This window comes from Nitratireductor soli (assembly GCF_001050155.1).
GTDB lineage: Bacteria > Pseudomonadota > Alphaproteobacteria > Rhizobiales > Rhizobiaceae > Nitratireductor > Nitratireductor soli.
The window spans coordinates 45,603-65,978 of sequence record NZ_LFVY01000019.1; the positions used below are offsets into that span (position 1 = coordinate 45,603).

16 protein-coding genes are annotated in these 20,376 nt (G+C 64.5%); 4 read left to right on the forward strand and 12 right to left on the reverse strand.

Going from position 1 to position 20,376, the window contains the following annotated elements; translation table 11 throughout:
- Positions 1-34 precede the first annotated feature (34 nt).
- From AB843_RS21005 to AB843_RS21040, 8 genes are all read right to left on the reverse strand, one after another.
- Positions 35-982, reverse strand: coding sequence for an ABC transporter permease (locus tag AB843_RS21005; protein WP_048648857.1), 948 nt, complete (start codon positions 980-982; stop codon positions 35-37).
- Positions 979-1,857 carry an ABC transporter permease gene (locus AB843_RS21010; RefSeq protein ID WP_048648858.1) on the reverse strand — a complete coding sequence of 293 codons (879 nt, stop codon included), beginning with the start codon at positions 1,855-1,857 and terminating at the stop codon, positions 979-981. Before AB843_RS21010 ends, AB843_RS21005 begins: the two co-directional genes overlap by 4 nt.
- Positions 1,854-3,914: an ABC transporter ATP-binding protein gene (locus AB843_RS21015; protein ID WP_082143938.1), complete on the reverse strand. Its 2,061-nt coding sequence runs from the start codon at positions 3,912-3,914 to the stop codon at positions 1,854-1,856. The genes AB843_RS21010 and AB843_RS21015 overlap by 4 nt, the downstream gene beginning before the upstream one ends.
- Positions 3,915-3,916: 2 nt before the next feature.
- Entirely contained in the window at positions 3,917-5,473 is a 1,557-nt protein-coding gene (locus AB843_RS21020; RefSeq protein ID WP_048648860.1) for an ABC transporter substrate-binding protein, read from the reverse strand.
- An 80-nt stretch (positions 5,474-5,553) separates the two neighbouring features.
- Entirely contained in the window at positions 5,554-7,068 is a 1,515-nt protein-coding gene (locus AB843_RS21025; RefSeq protein WP_048648861.1) for a M81 family metallopeptidase, read from the reverse strand.
- Positions 7,069-7,224: 156 nt separating this feature from the next.
- Positions 7,225-8,043 (reverse strand): IclR family transcriptional regulator, encoded by an 819-nt coding sequence (locus tag AB843_RS21030; RefSeq protein WP_048648862.1) that lies wholly within the window; start codon positions 8,041-8,043, stop codon positions 7,225-7,227.
- A gap of 81 nt (positions 8,044-8,124) precedes the next feature.
- Positions 8,125-9,426: an alanine racemase gene (locus AB843_RS21035; RefSeq protein ID WP_048648863.1), complete on the reverse strand. Its 1,302-nt coding sequence runs from the start codon at positions 9,424-9,426 to the stop codon at positions 8,125-8,127.
- A complete protein-coding gene (locus AB843_RS21040) occupies positions 9,417-10,880 on the reverse strand; it encodes a M81 family metallopeptidase (RefSeq protein ID WP_048648864.1) in 1,464 nt (487 codons plus the stop codon). The genes AB843_RS21035 and AB843_RS21040 overlap by 10 nt, the downstream gene beginning before the upstream one ends.
- 424 nt (positions 10,881-11,304) lie before the next feature.
- On the opposite strand from AB843_RS21040, the gene AB843_RS21050 reads away from it, so the two are divergent.
- The 4 genes from AB843_RS21050 to AB843_RS21065 all read left to right on the forward strand — a co-directional run bounded on the left by AB843_RS21050 (position 11,305) and on the right by AB843_RS21065 (position 16,600).
- Positions 11,305-12,801 (forward strand): M81 family metallopeptidase, encoded by a 1,497-nt coding sequence (locus AB843_RS21050; RefSeq protein WP_048648866.1) that lies wholly within the window; start codon positions 11,305-11,307, stop codon positions 12,799-12,801.
- A 1-nt stretch (position 12,802) separates the two neighbouring features.
- On the forward strand, positions 12,803-13,189 hold the full coding sequence (locus tag AB843_RS21055) for a RidA family protein (RefSeq protein ID WP_048648867.1): 387 nt from the start codon (positions 12,803-12,805) through the stop codon (positions 13,187-13,189).
- A gap of 140 nt (positions 13,190-13,329) precedes the next feature.
- On the forward strand, positions 13,330-14,649 hold the full coding sequence (locus tag AB843_RS21060) for an aspartate aminotransferase family protein (protein WP_048648868.1): 1,320 nt from the start codon (positions 13,330-13,332) through the stop codon (positions 14,647-14,649).
- Positions 14,650-14,782: 133 nt separating this feature from the next.
- Complete coding sequence (locus AB843_RS21065; protein ID WP_048648869.1) at positions 14,783-16,600, forward strand: IlvD/Edd family dehydratase; 1,818 nt, start codon at positions 14,783-14,785, stop codon at positions 16,598-16,600.
- A gap of 64 nt (positions 16,601-16,664) precedes the next feature.
- Here AB843_RS21065 and AB843_RS21070 read toward each other — a convergent pair whose 3' ends face one another.
- The 4 genes from AB843_RS21070 to AB843_RS21085 are packed head-to-tail and all read right to left on the reverse strand — an operon-like array spanning position 16,665 to position 20,368.
- The gene (locus AB843_RS21070; protein ID WP_048648870.1) at positions 16,665-17,390 is read right to left on the reverse strand and encodes an ABC transporter permease; all 726 of its coding nucleotides are present in this window, start codon (positions 17,388-17,390) and stop codon (positions 16,665-16,667) included.
- 2 nt (positions 17,391-17,392) lie between these two features.
- Positions 17,393-18,103 carry an ABC transporter permease gene (locus AB843_RS21075; RefSeq protein WP_048648871.1) on the reverse strand — a complete coding sequence of 237 codons (711 nt, stop codon included), beginning with the start codon at positions 18,101-18,103 and terminating at the stop codon, positions 17,393-17,395.
- A gap of 6 nt (positions 18,104-18,109) precedes the next feature.
- Positions 18,110-18,940, reverse strand: a complete 831-nt coding sequence (locus AB843_RS21080; RefSeq protein WP_157384566.1) for a transporter substrate-binding domain-containing protein — start codon at positions 18,938-18,940, stop codon at positions 18,110-18,112.
- A gap of 27 nt (positions 18,941-18,967) precedes the next feature.
- The gene (locus AB843_RS21085) at positions 18,968-20,368 is read right to left on the reverse strand and encodes a M20 family metallopeptidase (RefSeq protein WP_048648873.1); all 1,401 of its coding nucleotides are present in this window, start codon (positions 20,366-20,368) and stop codon (positions 18,968-18,970) included.
- Positions 20,369-20,376 lie beyond the last annotated feature (8 nt).

Here is a 20,376-nt window from a genome sequence, read left to right on the forward strand (position 1 = left end):
CATCGACCGGCCAGCCGGCGCCGTCCGATGCCGCTCACCCATAGTCGATGCGCGGATCGACATAGGCGTAGAGCACATCGACGGCCAGGTTGATCGCGACATAGAGGACCAGGATGACGACGATGCAGCCCTGGATCAGCGGATAGTCGCGCGTGCCGATCGCCTGTATCAGCAGGCGGCCGAGACCGGGATAGGTGAACACCGCCTCGGTGACGACCGCGCCGCCGATGAAGCTTGCCATCATCAGTCCGACAATGGTGATGAAGGGCAGCAGAGCGTTGCGCATGATGTGGATGCCCACCACCTGGCGTTCGGGAAGACCCTTGGCGCGTGCGGTGCGCACATAATCGGCGCGCAGCTCGCTCACCAGCGAAGCGCGCAGGAAGCGCGCCAGGATGCCTGACACGTAGACGCCGAGCGTTATCGCCGGAAGCAGCAGATTGCGGATCGAGGCAATGGGATCCTCCCAGATCGGCACGTAGCCGGAGACCGCGGGAAGCCAGCGCAGATCCACGGCAAACCACAAGATCAGCAGGATGCCCAGCCAGAACGTCGGCACGCCGAGCGCCAGCGCACTCCAGGCGGACAAGATGCGATCGATCCACGAGCCGGGATAGATGGCGCTGGCAACGCCGACGGGAATGCCCAGCGCCAGTGCCACCACCGTCGCGGAGACCGCCAGATGCAGGGTTGCAGGCAGGCGTTGGCCGATGAGATCGAGAACCGGTTCGCGCCCATAGATCGAGATGCCCAGATCGCCGAAGGCGGCGCGTCGGAGCCAATCGAGATACTGGACGACAACGGGCCGGTCGAGACCGTACTGGGCGGTCACGGCGGCGATCTGCTCCTGCGTCGCGTTCTCGCCGACAAGCCCGGCGATGGGCCCTCCCGGCACGGCGTAAAGCATCGCCCAGACGCCAATGGAAGCAATGAGCACGACAGGCACCAGCTGCACCAGCCGGCGAAGTACGAAGCCGATCATGGCGTGGTCCTCTCGATCTCTGCACCACTGGCGTCGTGGCGGTCTTCCAGGAGCGTTGCCAGCGCGCGGCCGATCACGTCAAAGGAAAGGATTGTGAATGTCAGAACAACGCCGGGCAGGACCGCATAATACGGCGCTTCGTAGAGATAGGATTTGCCCGTGCGCAGCATCTCGCCCCAACTCGGCGTCGGCGGCGCAACGCCGACACCGAGGAAGGCGAGCGCGGCTTCCAGAAGAATGGCGACCGAACACAGGACCACGACCTGGACCAGGATCGGGCTCCAGGAATTGGGCAGGATGGTGCGGAACATGTTGTATCCCGACGAGCCGCCGAACGCCTCGACGGCCGTTACGAAATCGCGTTTGCGCAACGACAACACGCGGGCTCGCGTGATGCGGGCGAAGTTCGGAATGCCGGTGATGCCGACGGCGATGACGGCGGCCATCTGGCTGCGCCCGAGGACGGCAATCAGGGCCATGGCGAAAAGGATGGCCGGCAGGGCGAGCAGGACATCGATGAAACGCATCAGCACCGTATCGCGCCAGCCCCCAAAGAAGCCGGCGACGAGCCCTATCGGAATGCCGAGGGCAGCGGCGATGATCACCGCTGCGCCCGCCGTGCTGAGCGAGGTGCGGGCGCCGTAGACCACCCTGGCGAAGATGTCGCGGCCGAGTTCGTCGGTGCCGAACCAGTTGGTGGCGGACGGACCCTTCAGCGCGTCGACCAGCCGCTGGGCGAACGGATCGATCGGAAGCACATCCACCAGCAGCGCGGCGCTCACCAGCGTAAGCAGGAAAAAGAGTGCCGCGGCGCTTGCCACGCGCGACATCAGTCCGCTCAGCAACCAGTATGTCGAATTCAGCGCCCGGTTCATCGCGACACCTCCGCAAGCGTGGCAGACTTGCGGTCCAGGGGGCCGGCATGGTGACAGGCGGTCCATGTCGACAGGCCGGAATATGGCTGAAACGCCGGCGCTTCAACGCTGCAGCGCCCACTCGCGCGGAAACAGCGCGGATGGAAAACGCAGCCGTCAGGCGGTGCGGCGGGACTGGGAATCTCGCCTTCCAGAACGATGCGCCGCCCGGCATGCCGCGCCGCCGGGTCCGGATCAGGCGCGGCCGACAAAAGGCTCTGCGTATAGGGATGGACAGGGTTGTCGTAAAGCTCGTCGCGCGTGCCCTGTTCAACGATACGGCCAAGATACATGACGGCGACGCGGTCTGAGATGTGGCGCACCACGGAAAGGTTGTGCGCGATGAAGAGGTAGGACAGGCCCAGCTCCGCCTGCAGGTCCTGCAGCAGGTTGAGGATCTGCGCCTGGATCGAGACATCCAGGGCGGCGACCGGTTCATCCAGGATGAGGAGGCGCGGCTCGAGGATCAACGCGCGGGCAATGCCAATGCGCTGACGCTGGCCGCCGGAGAACTCACTCGGATAGCGGCCGAGCATTCCACGCGACAGGCCGACCATGTCGAACAGCTCGGCCACGCGCCGCGCGCCGCCCATTTCCTCGTAGAGGCCGTGAATGCGCAGCGGCTCGGAAACGATGTCCTCGGCCGGCAGGACCGGGTTCAGCGACGAATAGGGATCCTGGAAGATGTACTGCATCCGGCGACGCGCCGCGCGCATCTCGCCACGGCCAAGCCGCACCATGGATTGACCGTCGAAGCGGATGTCGCCGGCACTTGCCGGCACGAGCCCCATCACGGTCCTGCCGATCGTCGTCTTGCCGCAGCCAGATTCACCGACAAGGCTCAGGGTCTCGCCGGCGCGCACGCTGATGTTGACGCCATCGACGGCCCGCACCCACCCGGTGGTGCGCCTGAGAACGCTCGACTTGATGGGAAAATGAACCTTCAGCCCCTCGACTTCCAGGAGCGGCGGGGCAGTCGTTTCAGTCGGTTTCGGCTTTGCCATCGCATGGACTTTCGCCGGCGGCAGCGCTTCATCGACATAGTGACAGGCGGCCTGCTGCAGCGCGGCGACCGCCGACAGCGTCGGATCCTCGGTGCGGCAGCGCGGGCGGCCCGATCCGACTGCGCAGCGCGGCTCGAAGGCGCACCCCGGCGGCAGAGCGTAGGGCATGGGCGGCTGACCGGGGATGGGATCGAGCCTGGCCTCGCCCGCGTCCATCCGCGGGATCGAGCGCAGCAGCGCGCGGGTGTAGGGATGGCGCGGCGAACGGAAGATCGCGTCCACCGGCCCCGTCTCGACGATGCGCCCGCCATACATGACGGCGACGCGGTCGGCCACCTGGGCGACGACCCCGAGGTCGTGCGTGATGAGAACGACGGCGGCGCGCATCTCCGCCTGGCGTCGCGCCAGCACGGTCAGCACCTGCGCCTGCACGGTGACATCGAGCGCCGTGGTCGGTTCATCGGCAATGATCAATTTCGGCTGACCGGCGATGGCCATGGCGATGACGGCGCGCTGGCGCATGCCGCCGGAAAACTGGTGCGGATACTGCCGCACGCGCTGTTCGGGGTCGGCGATGTCGACGTCCCGCAGCAGTTCGACGGCGCGGGCCTCCGCGTCGGCGCGGCGCAAACGAGACAGCGCCACCTGGCCCTCCGTGATCTGGCGACCGACCTTCAGAACCGGATTGAGCGTGGTGCCGGGATCCTGAAAGACAAAACCGACGTCCTCGCCACGCATGCGCCGCAGGACATCGCGGTCGGCGCCGTTCACTTCCATGCCGCCAAGCCTGATGCTGCCTTCGATCTGCGCCGTCTCCGGCAGCAGGCCGGTAACGGCCAGCGAGGTGACGCTCTTGCCGGAACCGGACTCGCCGACGATGCACAGCACCTCGTTCGGATAAACGTCGAAGTCGATGCCGCGCACGACCGGCACGCGGCGGTCCGAAACTGAAAACTCCACCTTCAGGCCCCGTACGGAAAGTACGGGGCCTGTGGTTGCGGTCTCTTCCGCCAACTTCATTCCTTGAAGCCGATCGTTCGGGCGACGAGGAGGTTGTCGATGTCCAGCGTGAAACCGGAAAGCTTCGGCGAGGCAACGATCAGACCGATGTCATAGGAGTTGGTGGGTATGGCGAAGGACGATTCCACCAGCACCTTGTTGAGGTTGTCGTAGGCCGCCTTGACCTCCTCGACCGACCCCAGCGTCGTGTTCACCCGCTCGATCGCGGCGACATAATCGGGGAAGGGATGCGGGTCCTTCAGGACCGGGTTGTTCGCCGTCCGATAGATGCTGTTGGTGGCGACGCGCGAGGGGAACTTCTGGATGTTGCCGACGCCGCCGAAGGTGGCCTTGTAGTCACCGGAAAGCTGCGCCTCGACATACTCGGACCCTTCACGCAGATCGAGCTCGATGTTTACGTCGAGGTCGGCGAGGGCCGCCTGCACGATCTGGCTGATGGTGACGGATGCCGCATCGGTGCTGTAGACCAGCAGTTTCCAGTCCTCCATCTCGGCCTGGCTCAAACCGGATTCTGCGATCAGCTCGCGCGCCTTGTCGAGGTTGAAGGCATAGTTTTCCGTATAGGAGGAATCGAAGGCCGGGCCGGCCGGCGCCCATGGCAATGCCACCGGTTGACCCAGGCCGGCATAGCCGACGCGCAGGATTCCCTCGCGGTCGAGCAGGTAGTTGAAAGCCTGGCGGAACTTGGCATTGTCGAATGGCGCCTGCGTCGCGTTGATGCGGAACACCTGCACCAGGGGACCGGGGCCACGGATCAGCTGATAGCCGGCGTCCTTCAGGCGCACCGCGCTTCGCGCCGTGCCGCCATAGACCATGTCCATGCCGCCGGATTCGAGCGCCGCACTGGCCGAGGCATCGTCGCTGAAGATGGTGAAGCGGAGTTCGCCGATGGTCGGCTCTCCCTCTCGCCAATAGTCGGCATTCGCCTTCAGCACGATGCTTTGACCGACGGCGCGGCTATCGAACGTGTAGGGTCCGGTGCCTGCGGGAACGGTTTCCACCGTGTCGATGCCCGCCGCCTCGATCGGCATGACGAATTGCAGCAGATCGAGCATCTGCCGGTCCGGTGTCGGCGCCTTGAAATTGATCACCACCGTGCGGTCGTCGGGCGTTACCCAGTCCTTGACGATCGCCATGGTGGCGTAAACGTTCTTGCCTTTCTCGGGGTCCGCGGCCTTGGCCAGGGTGGCGGCAACATCCGCCGATGTGAGTGCAGCCCCGGAATGGAACTTCACATCGTCGCGCAGGGTGACGCTGACCGACATGTTGTCGTCGGCGACCGTCCATGCGGTGGCGAGGCTCGCGACAGCCTCGCCCTCGGGCGTGTATTCGATCAGGCTGTCATAGAGGTTCTTGATCAGCGGGAAATTGACCGTCGAGAACTGCATCGGATCGAAATTGGTCATGTCGGCGAGCACGGCCACCCGCAGCGTTCCGCCCTGCAATTGCTCTGCCTGCGCCCGGGCGGGCATGGCGGCAAGGAAGGCCGGGGCGGCGGCGACTGCAAGCAGGACCCCCAGCAATCTGATTGGTCGTAAGAATGCGTTCTTCATTTGGATAGCTCCCACTCCTTAGTTGCTCTTATCGTTCGTTCTTGGCGCGCAATACGCGCGCTGTATGTACCTTGCCGTCCCTAACCGCGTGCCGGCACCAGTCCCGGCTGGGACGAATGCGCCCGCCAGTCCTCGAAGCTCTCGAGCGGATACATGGGCCGGGGAACGCGCTGCCACGGCAGTGTCAGGACATCGGATTGGCCGGGACCGCGCGTGTCGGCGCGAATGAGCTGCGAAGCGATGGGCGCGAAGTACTGGAAGTTCGACGCGGTCTTCAGCACCGCCATCTTGTACTCGGCGGGCTCGATGCCCATCACCCGGTAGACGCTCGGCACATTGCCCGCCACGCCCCGGAACTCGGTGATCAGCATCGTCACCGGCCCGACCTCGAAAACGACGGCGCAACCAAGGTCCAACTCGCTCTGCTGGTTGTAGTCGATCTTGACGATTCCGCCGCCGATCCTGCGCACGACGCCGGTGACTTCGAGCGGCTGGAAGAATGCGGTGGCCGTATCACCGCCCAGCGTCAGGGTGACCTCCGCCCCCTCGCCCGCGGCGGCCAGCTTGTGCGCCGTCGAAGCGGATATCATCGGCATCAGCGCCTTGCCCCTGATGCCCAGCCGCAGCATGGCTTCGAGGATCACATTGCTATCGCCGCCGGCCCCGCCGAACACGGTGTCGCCGGTATCGCTGATGATGACGACGCCTTTGTCTGCCGCGTCGGCGCGGAGCACCGCCTCGTCCACCGGGACGGCCTCCCGCACCTGGAATTCGTCACGCAGCGACCAGCACAGATCGGCAAGCTCGTCGGCCAGTTCCTCCGCCAACGCCCGGTCACCGTTGGTGACGACAACCGCCGACCAGCCGCCCTCGGCCACGTCCAGCCACGGCTGCATCGGATAGTTGGACACCTGGAGAACACGCGGATCCTGCTCCATCTCACGTGCCCGGTCGAACCAGATCTTCATCGGCCCCTGCGAGGTGAGAAACTGCTCCTGATGGGAGACGAGCGGAATCTTGCGCCAAGCGATGACCGGCTTGAGCTTCTCGGTCAGGATGCGCAACAACAGCCGCGTGCCGACCACCCCGGTGTCGAAGGTGTCGTGCGGCTGCGTGCGGTGCCCGACGATCGCATCGCAGTTGTCGATGATCTTGCGCGTGATGTTCGCATGATGATCGAGGCCGAGCACGATCGGCACATCCGCGCCGAGCAGCGACCGGCACAGCTCCACCTGCGCGCCCTCGACGTCGTCGATGCCATCGGCCGCGCACGCGCCGTGAAGCTGCAGCGCGAGACCGTCGATCGGACCGGCAGCGGTGAGGCCGTCGCGGATCTTCTTCTGGAAAAAATCAAAGGCCTCGCGGCTGATGCGCCCGCCCGCCACCGCATATCCACGGATGATCGGGACGGATTCCACCGCAATGCCGCTCTCCTCGACAGCGTGCAGATAGCCCCCTATCTGCCCATAGCCACGCATCTTCTCGAAGACGTCGGCGCCATCGAGGATCCCGAAAGACCGGTAATCGTCCAGAGTTGTCAGCTTCGGATTGAAGTCGTTCGTCTCCTGGGCGACATGTATTACTGCGATTCGCACGGCTATCTTCCCTTGTTATTATTAACCGGAAGCAGAATTCCAGAATTATATATTCAATAATTATTCATAGTTCTTTCGATACTTCACAAAATTATTTAGGATAAACCCAGGTGTCAACGACGCCGGGTTCCGCCTGAAGGAACAACGCGCCTCGCTTCACGCCTGCATCCCGATTTGCATCGGCGCTGCCGTAACGGGCGAAGGCATGGTTCCCATGCAAGCGGAGATGCGCAATGCCGCGTCCTTCAACGCCTGCGCCGCCTGCGCCGTCATATCCCGGCATCGCAGGCGCTTTTCGGGCGCCGAAAGGCTCATGGCGGCGACCGGATAGCCCGAACCGTCGAGAATAGGCACGCCGATGCACATGAGACCGTCTTCGTTCTCGCCGATCTCGACCGCGTAGCCGCAGCGGCGCACGTTGCTTGCCTGGCGACGCAGACTGCGCTCGTCGGTCAGTGTGTTGATGGTCATTGCCGGCAGTGGGGCGCGGCATATCGGCCCCATTGCGTCCTCGGGCAGATAGGCGGCCATTGCCTTTCCGAGCGAGGTGGAATGCACGGGATGCCGATGGCCGACCCGCGCCTGCATACGCACCGGCCGACCCGTGCCGATGATGTCGATGTAGACGATCTCGCCCTGCGAGCGCACGGCAAGGTTGACCGTCTCGCAGAAGGTCTCCGCCAGCCGGTGCATTTCGGGCCGGGCGTGATCACGCAGATCCTGCAGATCGCGGTCGACCCGCGCCAAGTCGCGAAAGCGCGGTCCCGTGCGATAACGGTCGTGGCGCAGATCGTATTCCAGGAAAGAAGCGGCCGAAAGGCTTTGCAGATAGCGGAAGACGGTGGTCTTGGGCAGCTTCACATTGTGCACCGTCTCGGTGAGCGTCACGTCCCGGCCCTGCCGCGTCACGTATTCGAGGACCTGAAGGGCCCTCATCACCGGTTGAACGACATAGTCATCGCCGATCCCGCTCATCGCCTCGCCCTTTCGTGTTCTGCCTCGCGCAGGCATTGCTGCCGGCGCCCTTCACAAACCTTTCCCCTGGTGCGAGAGCGATCAGAAATACGTCTTCAGCGCTTTCGTCACCCGATATCCCTCATCGACCACCAGCAGCATCGACCATTTGTCGAAGGTCGTGCAGGGATGGCCGATGCCGAAGCCCACCATGTCGCCAAACGCCAGCGGACTGTCCTGCGGCGTTGCGAGATGGCAATGCTGATCGTTGAGCGCCACGGTTTCATGCCCGTCGGGGATGGGTTGCGGGGCGTCCATGCCCGATCCCGGGCGATACCAGCGCTGCGGCTGCGGAAGCCCGGCATCGAACCCCACATCCCGCTTGCCCATGGTCAGCATGGCGCGGGTCGCTTCGGGCCGCGACTGCACGAACGCCCACACCTCCAGCGCCGGCTCCAGTCCGCCGGCCGGCAGCACGAGCGTCGTCTCGGCCAGGATGCGGCGGAAAGCCCTGGCATAGCTCATCGTATCGTGGGTCAGGTAGCACCCCGAGCGCAGAACGCGCAGGATCGGCCGGGAAAACGACACCCGCCCGAAGCGCTCGCCCACCCGGTCGAAGAAGGCTGAGCCGCCGGCACTGATGATCACCGGCGCCTCCGCCGCGATCATGCCCTCGTCGAGGGCGCGGCGCGCAAGCTCGGCAACGTCGTCGATCAATCCATCTGCCGCCTGGGGCGTCGGCAAGACGCCCTCGAAACATTCGAAGCCCGCCAGTTGCAAACCGGGCATCGCGGCGATGCTGCGCGCCAGCGCCAGCGCCTCCTGGCGCGTCCGCGCGCCGGTGCGGCCACCGGGGAAGCCGGCCTCGACCAGGATGCGCAGCGGATTGCCGGCGGGTGGCGGATTGCGACGCGCGGCATCGGCGAGCAGAGCCAATCCCGCCACGCCGTCGGCCAGGCAGTAAAGCTCGAATGTCTCATCGCGAAGGGCCCGGAAGCAGGCGTCGACAGCAGGACGTCCGACCGGTTGGTTGGCCAGAAGAACACGCTTCACGCCAAAGCTACGGCAGACCTCCATCTGCTGGATGGTCGCCACGGTGATTGCCCAGGCCCCGTCCGCTATCTGCAAGTCGAACAGCTGCGGCGACATGGTGGTCTTGCCGTGCGGCGCGAGCGCAAGGCCGTTGGCCGTCGTGAAATCGCGCATCCATGCGCTGTTGGCTTGCAGAATCTCCTGGCGGACGATTGCCGCCGGCAGCGGAATGTCTCCGTCCAGGAGGCTCCAACCCCGCCCGCCGACATCACCAACCCGCATGGGCGGCGAACCAAAGGGCAGGCCCTTGGTCAGCGGATCGAGCGGCTGTTCTTCAAGCGCGGCGATGTCGAGGCGCGGGATCATAGCCATGGGTTTGCGTCCAGCGGCGATATCGGGCGACGGACCTTCCGGTAGGTGACCTTGGTCACGTCGGCGGGGTAAGGCCCACCCGTGTCGAGATAGTGGATTTGCGCGGCGATCTTCGAGAACGCGGCATAGAAATGGTTCGAGGATTTCACCACGACGATCTTCTTGCACGACAGATCGATGCCCAAATCGGTGAAGGCCGGCGGGCTGAAGGTCTGGGCGCGGCCTGTCGCAAGCACGATGTCGAGATTGCCGATCGCGATGGATGCGGCCGGGCCGAGTGAAACCCAACTCTGCTCGAACGGGATAAGCAGATCGTCGGTCGTCGCGCGGACCGTCACCACGGCATCGATCGGCGCGCCGGAAGTCGCTGCGGCCTTGCCGCAGAAACGCAGCGGTATCTCGGCGCCGGCACCGGCGCCGCGGCAAAGCGAGACGGCGATCGGGTCCCAGAACGCGCCGATCGCCGCCGGGATTTCCGGATGGCGCAACAGTGCCTCGACCATCACCGTTGAATCGCCCGCAACGCCGCCGCCGGGACTGTCCCAACGATCGGCGAAGACGATCGGCTGGCCTTCCTCGGCCAGAGCGAGGGCAATGGCCTCCTCCGGCTTGTAATGGCGCGGCCCGGCTCCGGAACCGCCCCATCCGAGGATCTCCCGCCCGAGCGCCTCGGCCAGCGTCCTGGCCTTCTGCCGGTTCGCCTCCCCGTCGACCACCACCAGCACCTTGGTGCCGACATCGTAGACATCGGCAGCCTGGAAACCGTGTGCGACAGAGATGCTGAGAATGCCGTCCCGCCCCTCCATGGCAAGCATGCGATCGACGAAGGCACGGCCTGGCTGGCGGCTCGTCATGAAGCCCGACATGGCGCGACAGTCGAAAACCTCGGATACCGGCGTCACCTCCCCGTGCGCGGTGCGCAGGCAAAGCTCCACCAGGTCATCTGCCCGCTGCAGGAAATCGGTATGCGGAAACTCCTTGAAGGCGACCAGCACATCGGCTGCCTCAACCCGCTTGTCGGTCAGGTGACAATGCATGTCGAGCTCGGCGCCGATCACGCAGCCCGGCCCGACGATGGCGCGGGCGCGGGCGAGCAGGTCGCCCTCGCAATCGTCATAGCCGCGCGCCACCATCGCGCCGTGCAGCCCGAACAAGGCGATGTCGAGCGGCAGCGCCTGTTGCAGTTGGTCGAGGATCTCGTCGCGCAGGCTCTCATAGGCCTGACGCGACACGAGGCCGGCCGGCTCGGCCCAGGTCGCCGTCCCCTCGATCAGCGTGAAGCCGTCGGCGCGGGCGCGCCGCCGCGCCGCGACAACGGGCGCCGAGCACAGTGTCGGCGTCTGCGGATGGGTTCCCGGCGGACAATAGAAGGCCGCCTCGAACGCTGTTCTGTCGACGAAAAGCGGCGAGAACGTATTTGTCTCGGTTGCCAGAGAAGCGACGAAAACGCGCAATCAATCCCCTCCTTGCCGCTTTCCAATTCCGCAGACCATACTACATTATGGAATGCATTACTTCTGCAGTTGTTCATTCTGCGACCAGATCGGAATTTTTGTCAACCGAATATCGCGTCGGAATGCATAACCTCCGCGCTATTGCCTTGCAATTTGCGAGTTCTCATAGTTTCAATGCTCCGTCCAACCATTTGGAATCGTCTTATTATATAGAACGATTGACTGGAATGATCGAGAAAAGCGCCATCACTGCCTCTTCGAGAATGGCCCCGCCTGGCGACCTGAAACGGATTGCGAACCCGGATGCCGAAAAGCATCCGCGGGGCATCCCAGACGGCGCAGGGGCTTTCGCCCGTCCAGTTCTGTTCATCGGCCAGCCGAGGGCGGCCGAACCCGTTCCAGCCAACCATAGCGGTGAGGAGAAATGAGAAAGAAGCGCATACTGCTCGCGGCGATCTTCCACGAGACCCACACCTTCGTCGAGCACACCACCACGTTCGACGATTTTTCCATCATGCGGGGCGACGACATACTGCGGAGAAGAGGAGACGGCTCCACCATCTCCGGCTTCCTCGAAGTGGCCGAAGCCGAGGATTGGGATGTGGTCCCGATCGCCGACTACGCCGCGGTTGCCTCCGGCACGGTCGACCACGCCGTGTTCGATCAGTTCTGCGGCGAGATGGAGGCGGGCCTGAAGAAGGCGCTCGCCGATGGCGGCCTCGACGGGATCTGGCTTTCCCTTCACGGCGCCATGGTCACCACGCAATCCGTCGATCCGGAAGGCGATCTGCTGGCCCTGATACGCGCCGTGCCCGGTGCCGAAGCGCTGCCGTTGTTCGCCGTCTTCGACCTGCACGCCACCATGACCGCCAAGATGGCGGCACACGCCAACGGTCTCGTCGGCTACCGCGAGAACCCGCACATCGATTCCCGGGATTCGGCGATGCGTTCTGCGCGCATGCTGGCCCGGTCCCTGCGCGAGGGCGTGCTGCCGAGGGTGCTGGCGCGGAACGCACCCGTCATATGGGCGCCGCCCGGCACCGGCACAGCGGATCGGCCCATGCGCGATCTTGAACAGGAAGCACGCCGGCTGGAAGCACAGAACCCCGACATCTGGGAAGCCAGTGTCGTCGCCGGCTACGCCTTTTCCGATGTTCCTCACGCCGGTGTCGCGTTCAGCGTCATCACCACCGGTCCCGAGCAGGACGCGGCCCTCGCCCTCGATGCGCTGGAGCAGTTGGCCGTGGAGCTTCGCGCCCTCGGCCAGCCCGAGGAATGGGACCTCGATGCCGCCCTGTCGGAAATCAGCGGCAAAAGCGGCGGGCCGTTCGTCATCGTCGAGCCGGCCGACAATATCGGCGGCGGTGCGCCCGGCGACGATACGGCGGTGCTGCGCGGTTTCCTCAGGCACGGCTTCACCAACGCCGCCGTGATCATCGCCGACGCCGCCGCCGTGGCCGCGCTGGCGGACGCAAAACCGGGCGACCGGCGACGCCTCAGCATCGGCGGCAAGGGCAGTCCCCTCGGCGCCGGCCCGCTCGACGCCGACGTCGCGTTCATCAGCCGCAGCGATGGCGCCTTCACGCTCGAGGACCGCAACAGCCACATGGTTGCCTCCAGGGGCGTCCACATCCGCATGGGGGCTTCTGCGGTGGTCCGCATAGAAGGCGTCACGGTGCTGCTGACCAGTCTGAAAACATCTCCGAACGATCTCGGGCAGCTTCGCTCCCAGGGCATCGTGCCGGAAAAACTGTTCGCCATCGGCGTCAAGGCAGCGGTTGCGCATCAGCGCGCCTACGACCCCATCGCCGCCGGCAGCTACACGGTCAGGACACCCGGCCCCTGCACCAGCGCACTGACCACCTTGCCGTATCGCCGGCTGCGCCAGCCAGTCTTTCCCATCAGCCATCAGAGGACATGAAATGACCATCGAGTATCCGAGCAACCCTCAGACGCCGCGCTCCCATCTGCCGTTCAGCCCCGCCACCCGCGTCGGCAACCTGATCTTCGTTTCCGGACAGGCATCCGTCGACGCGACGGGCAAGATCGTCTCAGACAGCTTCGAGGGCGAACTGCGCCGCTCGATCGAGAACCTGCGCAAGGTGTTGGAAGCAGCCGGCAGTGATCTCGCCCATGTCGTCCAGACGCGCAACTACGTCCGCGACGACGGTGATCTGGCGGAGTTCAACCGCCTTTATCTTGAATACTTCAAACCGCCCTATCCGGCCCGCACCACGCTGTCGCGCTGCCTGGGCGGGCTGCGCTACGAGATCGATTGCATCGCCGTGGTGAACGAGGACCGCGCTTGAGCGGAAATGCATGACACCAGCCAGTATTCCGTCACACGGAACGAAGTCCAATTTACAACAGAGCGGGGCTGGTGCCAGTTACCGTGAGTACGATCAGGAGCATCGCCTTGTCTATTTCGTCAACGATTGGAAATCCGAAAATGGACTCCAAGAATCTGCTGTCCTTTGAAAAATCGGCAGCGACAATAAAGCACAATTCGCAATGGATGTCGGGGGGCGTCAACAGCAATTTCCGATTGAACATATCGCCGACGCCCCTCGTCTTCGAGCGCGGCGAAGGCCCTTATCTCTACGATGTCGATGGCAACAGGCTGATCGACTATTATCTCGGCATGGGGCCGATGATCCTCGGGCACAATCCGGCCGGGCTGACCGCGGCGGTGAAAGCCCAGATCGACAGCGGCATTCTCTTTGCGGGCCAGACGGCGGTAGAGGCGGAGGCCGCGCGCCTGGTGTGCGAGATGGTGCCCTCGGCCGAGCGCATGCGCTTCGGCAGTTCGGGATCGGAGGTCGACCAGGCGGCGCTGCGCGTCGCGCGTGCCGCCACCGGCCGGCAGAAGGTGATCAAGTTCGAAGGGCACTATCACGGCTGGTTCGACAACGTCCTCTGGTCGACAGCCCCGGCGCTCGACGCGGCCGGTCCCTATGAAGCACCGAACGCCATTGCCGGCAGCAAAGGGCAACTTGCCGATACGTCCGACACGCTGGTCGTCCTGCCGTGGAACGACCTGGATCTGCTGGCCGCACGTCTGGCGAAGGGCGACATCGCCGCGGTCATCATGGAAGCGGCCATGTGCAATGCCGGTGCGGTGCATCCGGCCGCCGGCTACCTCGAAGGCGTGCGCGAAGCCTGTACCCGCCACGGCACGATCCTGATCTTCGACGAAGTCATCACCGGCTTTCGCCTGGCGCCGGGAGGGGCCCAGGAACGCTTCGGCGTTTCACCGGACATCTCGACCTTCGGCAAGGCCATCGCCAACGGCTTCCCGGTGGCGGCGATCGCCGGGCGTGCCGATCTGCTCGACCTGTTCTCGACCGGCGGCGTCGTGCATGGGGGCACCTACAATTCGCAGCCCATCGCCATGGCCGCCACGGTGGCCACACTCAAGGCGCTGCAGCCGTCGCTCTATGCGGCGATCGACGTGACCGGGACGCGCCTGATGATGGGCATGCGCGAGATCTTTGCCCGCACCGGCGTCAAGGCGGTGGTGGAAGGCTTCCCGCAGGTCTTTCACGTTGCCTTCGGTCTCGAAGAGCCGGCCAGCAACTATCGGGATCTGGCGCGCATGGACAAGCAGGCCTATGTCGCCTTCACCACGGCGCTGTTGCGGCGTGGCGTGCGCGCGCTCGAGCGCGGCGCCTGGTTCATGTCGAGCGAGCATGACGATGCCGTGATCGGCCAAACGCTGAATGTGGTCGAAGACGCGGTCCGCCAGATCAAGGCCGACGGCGTGATCTGACCGCCTTGCCGGAATGCGCCTGCCGGGCAGTGTGACAGGCCGCACTGCCCGGCGGCATTTCCAGATTTCACCTTTCCATATAGGCTGATCACGCGGCAGCCCCTGCGGCTGGGATCGAGACGCCGGAGCCCTCATGAGCGACAATACGACGAAACCCCCATTGCGCTCGCGCGCCTGGTTCGACAATCCGGACAACCCCGACATGACGGCGCTCTATCTCGAGCGCTATCTGAATTTCGGCCTGTCGCAGCGTGAACTGCAATCTGGCCGGCCGATCATCGGCATCGCCCAGACCGGCTCCGACCTGTCACCGTGCAACCGGCACCATCTGGAGCTTGCCAAACGCGTGCGCGACGGCATTCGCGAAGCGGGTGGCATCCCTATCGAATTCCCCGTCCACCCGATCCAGGAAACCGGCAAGCGGCCCACGGCCTCGCTCGACCGCAACCTCGCCTATCTCAGTCTGGTCGAGGTTCTGTACGGCTACCCGCTCGACGGCGTGGTGCTGACCATCGGCTGCGACAAGACCGCGCCTGCCCTGCTCATGGCGGCGGCGACGGTCAACATCCCGGCCATCGCATTCTCGGTCGGCCCAATGCTGAACGGCTGGTTCCGCGGTGAACGCATCGGCTCCGGAACGATCGTCTGGAAAGCGCGCGAGATGATGGCCACCGGTGAGATCGACTATGAGGGCTTCGTCAAGCTCGTCGCCTCGTCCGCCCCCTCGACCGGCTTCTGCAACACGATGGGCACGGCGACGACGATGAACACGCTCGCCGAAGCGCTGGGCATGCAATTGCCCGGGTCGGCGGCCATTCCCGCGACCTATCGCGACCGGCAGGAGATGGCCTATCGCACGGGATTGCGGATCGTCGACATGGTCCGCGAAGACCTGAAGCCGACCGACGTGATGACCCGCGCGGCCTTCATCAACGCGATCCGCGTCAACTCGGCCATCGGCGGTTCGACGAACGCGCCGATCCACCTCAACGGCATCGCCCGGCATCTGGGCGTCGAACTCACCATCCAGGACTGGCAGACCTATGGCGAGACCGTTCCGCTCCTCGTCAACCTGCAGCCGGCCGGCGAGTATCTGGGCGAGGACTTTTATCACGCCGGCGGCGCTCCGGCCGTCATCAGCCAGCTCATGTCGGCTGGCTTGATCAACGAGGACGCGCTGACGGTCAACGGCCGCAGCATCGGCGAGAACTGCCGCGGCGCGACGATCGAGGACGAAAGGGTGATCCGTCCCTTCGACCGGCCGTTGCAAAAGGATGCCGGCTTCCGGGTCCTGTCCGGCAATCTGTTCCACTCGGCCATCATGAAGCTCTCGGTCGTCTCCGACGAGTTCCGCGGCCGGTATTTGTCGAACCCGGACGACCCGATGGCCTTCGAGGGGCGCGCCATCGTCTTCGACGGGCCGGAGGACTATCACGCGCGGATCGACGATCCGGCGCTGGCCATCGACGAGCATTGCATATTGTTCATGCGCGGCGCCGGGCCGATCGGTTATCCGGGGGCAGCCGAGGTCGTCAACATGCGGGCGCCGGACTATCTGCTCAAGCGTGGCATTCATTCCCTGCCCTGCGTCGGCGACGGCCGTCAGTCCGGCACCTCCGGCTCGCCGTCAATCCTCAACGCTTCGCCGGAAGCCGCGGCGGGCGGCGGCCTGGCGCTGCTGAAGATGAACGACCGCGTCCGGATCGACCTCGTGAAGTGCACTGCCGACATGCTGGTCGCCGATGCCGAACTGGAAAATCGACGCAAGGATCTGGAAGCTGCCGGCGGCTATCCCTATCCGGCGCACCAGACCCCCTGGCAGGAGATCCAGCGCGGCATCGTCGGGCAGCTCGAAGCCGGCATGGTGCTTGAGCCGGCCGTCAACTACCGGCGGCTCGCCCAGGGCGGCGCTGACGGAACCATGCCCCCCGTGCCCCGCGACAATCATTGAGGCCTTTCGAGCGAGGTGCTGTGCGTCCATTGTCTTCGGCCGCCCGCCGTCGTCAGCGACAGGATCAGGCGGGGGCTTTCTTCCATGCGATTTCGGACCGGGATCGCGGCCGTTCGTGCAGTGGCGTGAGATACAGTTCCAACGAGCGCAGGGCCAGGATCAAAATGGTGTTGATCGCCAGGTAGATAGCGGCGACCATGCAGAATACCTGGATCACGGCAAAGGTCTGGCTCATGAGATCCTTGGCGACACCGGTCAGCTCCATCACGGTGATCGTGCTGGCGAGCGAGGTTGCCTTTAGCGTTACGACAATCTCGTTGCTGTAGGCGGGCAAAGCGCGCCTTGCCGCAATGGGGACGGTAACCAGGAACAGAACCTTCAACGGCGACAGCCCGAGTGCGCGGGCAGCCTCGATCGCCCCTTTCGGCACCGCCGCCAGGCCTCCGCGCATCACCTCGGCCGTGTAGGCGCCCGTACACAGGCTCATAGCGATGACCGCGCAGGCAAAGGGTTCCTTCAGGACGATCCAGGCGGGGCTTTCCCTCAGCCAGGCAAACTGGCTGAGGCCGTAATAGAGCACGAATATCTGGACCAGTAGCGGCGTGGAGCGGAAGGACAGGACATAGGCCGAGGCGATCATGCGCAAGATCCGCCGCCGCGACGCGCGAGCCCAGGTGGCGATCGCAGCCAGAACGAAACCGAGCGGCAATGTGGCAGCCGCCAGGGCAAGCGTGACCCATATGGCGCCTGCCAGCTCGATCAGAACGTGGAGTGCGGTTTCGAAATCCATGATCAGCCCCAGCGCATTCGGTTTTCAGCCGCGACGAACGCCCGCGAGGAAACGGCCACCAGAACGAGGTAGATGACCGCGGCTGCGCCATAGAAGACGAAGGGCTGTCCCGTCGTGCGCCCGGCGAGCCCGACCACACGCATGAGTTCGGCAAGGGAAATCACCGAAAGCAGTGTCGTTTCCTTGATGGCCATGATCCAGACATTGCCGAGTCCCGGCAGTGCCAGCCGAAACATCTGCGGCATGATCACCAGACAAAGACCCGTAAACGGACGAAGACCGAGGGCGGCAAAAGCCTCGAACTGCCCCTCTGGAATGGTGGCATAAGCGCCGCGAAACACCTCGGAACTGTAGGACGCCGAGACGAGGGTGACCGCCATGACGCCGACCGTGAACGCATCCACCTCGATATAGCCTGTGTAGCCGAAGCCACGCGCGATCCACATCAGGGCGCCGTTGGTTCCAAAGAACAGCAGGAAAATGACAAGCAGCGGTGGCACGCCGCGCACGACCGTCGTGTAGACGTTGGCCGCGGCGGCGATCCATCTGTTGCGGCCCAGTTTTGCCAGTGCAAGCCCAAACCCAAGGGCGATGCCCAGAATGTAGCCCAGGCTGGCGCAAGCCACCGTAACGCCCAGCCCGACCAGGAGCGGCCTCGACCACCCCTGATCTCCCCAGGCCAGGATTTCCAGGAGGGAAGCGTCCCCAGCCATCCGGAATCAGGCTCCGCAGATCTTCGGATCCGCCTTGGTCGAAATGTCGAAGCCGAACCAGTGCTCTGATATGCGCTTGACCTCCCCTTCCTTCTTCAGCGCGCACAGAGCCACGTCCCATGCCTTGCGCAGTTCATCCGCATCCTTGCGCATCAGGCCGCCGACGCCGACACCCAGGTAGTTGAACTGCTCGAAATCGAGATTGGGCGACAGAATCTCGATGCCTTGTCCCTGCGAAGAGCCTGTCAGCGCTATCCATGGAGAGCGCCCGGCAAGCGCCGCGTCGAGGCGACCAGCCAGCAGATCGAGATTGAGGCTGTCCTGGTTGTCGTAGAGCCGAACCGTGACCTCGCCCTCCAGTTCGTTTTCCATGAACCGCTGGCTTTGCGTGCCGGACTGGACACCGATCGTCTTGCCGATCAGCGCCTTCTTGAGCTCCGTCCAGGAGCTCTTTCCGCTCAGGCCCGAGGACTTGGCGGCAGCGAAATTGATGGGGAGGTTGCCATAGCTTTGGGTAAAGGAAAGGCGCTTCTGCCGCTCCGCGGTGATTGATATCCCGCCGACCAGTATGTCGTATTTGCCTTGCTCGAGCGCCGGGATCTGCCCCTCCCAGGGTTGCGCCGTAAAGCGGCATTTGCGCTCCATCTGCCCGCACACCAGCTTTGCCAGCTCGATGTCGAACCCGGTCAGCTCTCCCGCGGGCGTCATTGAACTCCACGGCAGGTAGCCGCCATCCGTGCCGATGCGCACTTCGGCCTGCTCCTGAGCCTTGGCCTGCATGCCGAGCAGAGCTCCAAGCGAGAGCGCCACGAACAATCCCACCAGTCTTCCACGCATGTTTTCCACCCCTTCGTTGTCGTTTGTCTACACCCGATAGCGGTCGGGGCCGCCGTCCGCCCCAAGATCCCAGAACAGCCCGGCCATAACAGCCAGCCCCTCCGTCACCAGCGGCTTGAGAAGATGCTCATCCGGCGCGTGCTGAGAGCAGCCGGAATAGGAATGCGGCACCCAGACCGTTGGAATGCCCAAGATGTCCGCAAAACAATCGTTCGGCAGCGAGCCGCCGGCATTGGGCAGGATCGTCGGCTCGATGCCGGTCGTTTTGCGAACAGATGCTGCCGCCCAGCGCATCAGCGGATGCTCGGGGTCGAGGCGCGTTGCGCCCCAGTCAAGTTCGGTCGATTTCGGCACGACGGCGACATTGCCGAAGCCGTTCCCATCGAGATAGGCGCGAATGGTCGGCATGAAGCTGGCCGGATCGCTATCGACCGTGTAGCGAATCTGCAGCCGTGCCGAAGCGCGCGGGGGAATGGCATTGATCGGCTGTTGCGGCGTGCCTGCCGTCATTGCCAGGACTTCGAGCGCCGTCCAACCGAAGACGCGCTCGGACTGCGTCAAGCCAGGCTCCCCCCACCAGGGATCAAGCGCGGGGCCACCATTATCGGCCTCGAGTTCGATCCTGCCGAGCGCGGCGCGCACGCCTGGCGGGATGTCGGCCGGCAGAATCCCACGAACGTTGATGCGACCGGTCGCCGACACCAGGCTGGCGATCGCGTTGGCGAGGATGACGGCCGGATTGGCGATCAGACCTCCCCAATTGCCCGAATGGTGAGCGCCCGCCCGCAGATCACAGACCAGATCGAAATCGACGGTTCCGCGCGTGCCGCCGTCAAGCGTCACACGGTCCCGTGCAAGGCGGGGACCGTCCGAAGCGATCAACCAATCCGCCTGGAGCTTGGCACGATGTTCGGTGCAGATCCGGTGCAATCCGGCAGAGCCGGTTTCCTCCGACGTTTCGATCAGAGCGACCGTATTGAAGCCGAGCGCGCCGCGAGTGGCCAACACCGCCTCCAGCGCGAGCATCACGATGGTATGCTGGCCCTTGTTGTCCGCCGTGCCGCGGCCATAGATGCGATCGCCTTCGACATCGACGCGCCAGGGATCGCGGCCGTTCGACCATGCCCCCTCCATGCCGGCCACGACGTCGCCATGTCCGTAGACGAGCAAGGTCGGCAGATCATCGGCTTCATGGCGGCGCGCGATCAACAACGGGCCACCCGAAGCGTCCGGATTGTCAAGGATCTCGCCGGCGAAGCCAAGCTGTGCAAAATCCTCTTTCATCTCGCGCACATAGCGCCAGCAATCGGGACGCCGTGCCGGGTTCTGGCTTTCGGTCGCAATGGCCACGCGACGGGTCAGGTCGGCCAGGAAACGGCCACCGGTCGAATAGGCGGTTGCGGTGTTGCTTGCTTGATCCCGAGACATAATCCTGC

Bases quoted from the DNA above. Each gene is read 5' to 3' on its own strand.
- AB843_RS21050 (WP_048648866.1), top strand. From the start codon at position 11,305: ATGAGAAAGAAGCGCATACTGCTCGCGGCGATCTTCCACGAGACCCAC.
- AB843_RS21055 (WP_048648867.1), top strand. From the start codon at position 12,803: ATGACCATCGAGTATCCGAGCAACCCTCAGACGCCGCGCTCCCATCTG.
- AB843_RS21065 (WP_048648869.1), top strand. From the start codon at position 14,783: ATGAGCGACAATACGACGAAACCCCCATTGCGCTCGCGCGCCTGGTTC.
- AB843_RS21085 (WP_048648873.1), bottom strand. From the start codon at position 20,368: ATGTCTCGGGATCAAGCAAGCAACACCGCAACCGCCTATTCGACCGGT.
- AB843_RS21005 (WP_048648857.1), bottom strand. From the start codon at position 982: ATGATCGGCTTCGTACTTCGCCGGCTGGTGCAGCTGGTGCCTGTCGTG.
- AB843_RS21070 (WP_048648870.1), bottom strand. From the start codon at position 17,390: ATGGATTTCGAAACCGCACTCCACGTTCTGATCGAGCTGGCAGGCGCC.
- AB843_RS21075 (WP_048648871.1), bottom strand. From the start codon at position 18,103: ATGGCTGGGGACGCTTCCCTCCTGGAAATCCTGGCCTGGGGAGATCAG.
- AB843_RS21010 (WP_048648858.1), bottom strand. From the start codon at position 1,857: ATGAACCGGGCGCTGAATTCGACATACTGGTTGCTGAGCGGACTGATG.
- AB843_RS21030 (WP_048648862.1), bottom strand. From the start codon at position 8,043: ATGAGCGGGATCGGCGATGACTATGTCGTTCAACCGGTGATGAGGGCC.
- AB843_RS21060 (WP_048648868.1), top strand. From the start codon at position 13,330: ATGGACTCCAAGAATCTGCTGTCCTTTGAAAAATCGGCAGCGACAATA.
- AB843_RS21020 (WP_048648860.1), bottom strand. From the start codon at position 5,473: ATGAAGAACGCATTCTTACGACCAATCAGATTGCTGGGGGTCCTGCTT.
- AB843_RS21035 (WP_048648863.1), bottom strand. From the start codon at position 9,426: ATGGCTATGATCCCGCGCCTCGACATCGCCGCGCTTGAAGAACAGCCG.
- AB843_RS21080 (WP_157384566.1), bottom strand. From the start codon at position 18,940: ATGCGTGGAAGACTGGTGGGATTGTTCGTGGCGCTCTCGCTTGGAGCT.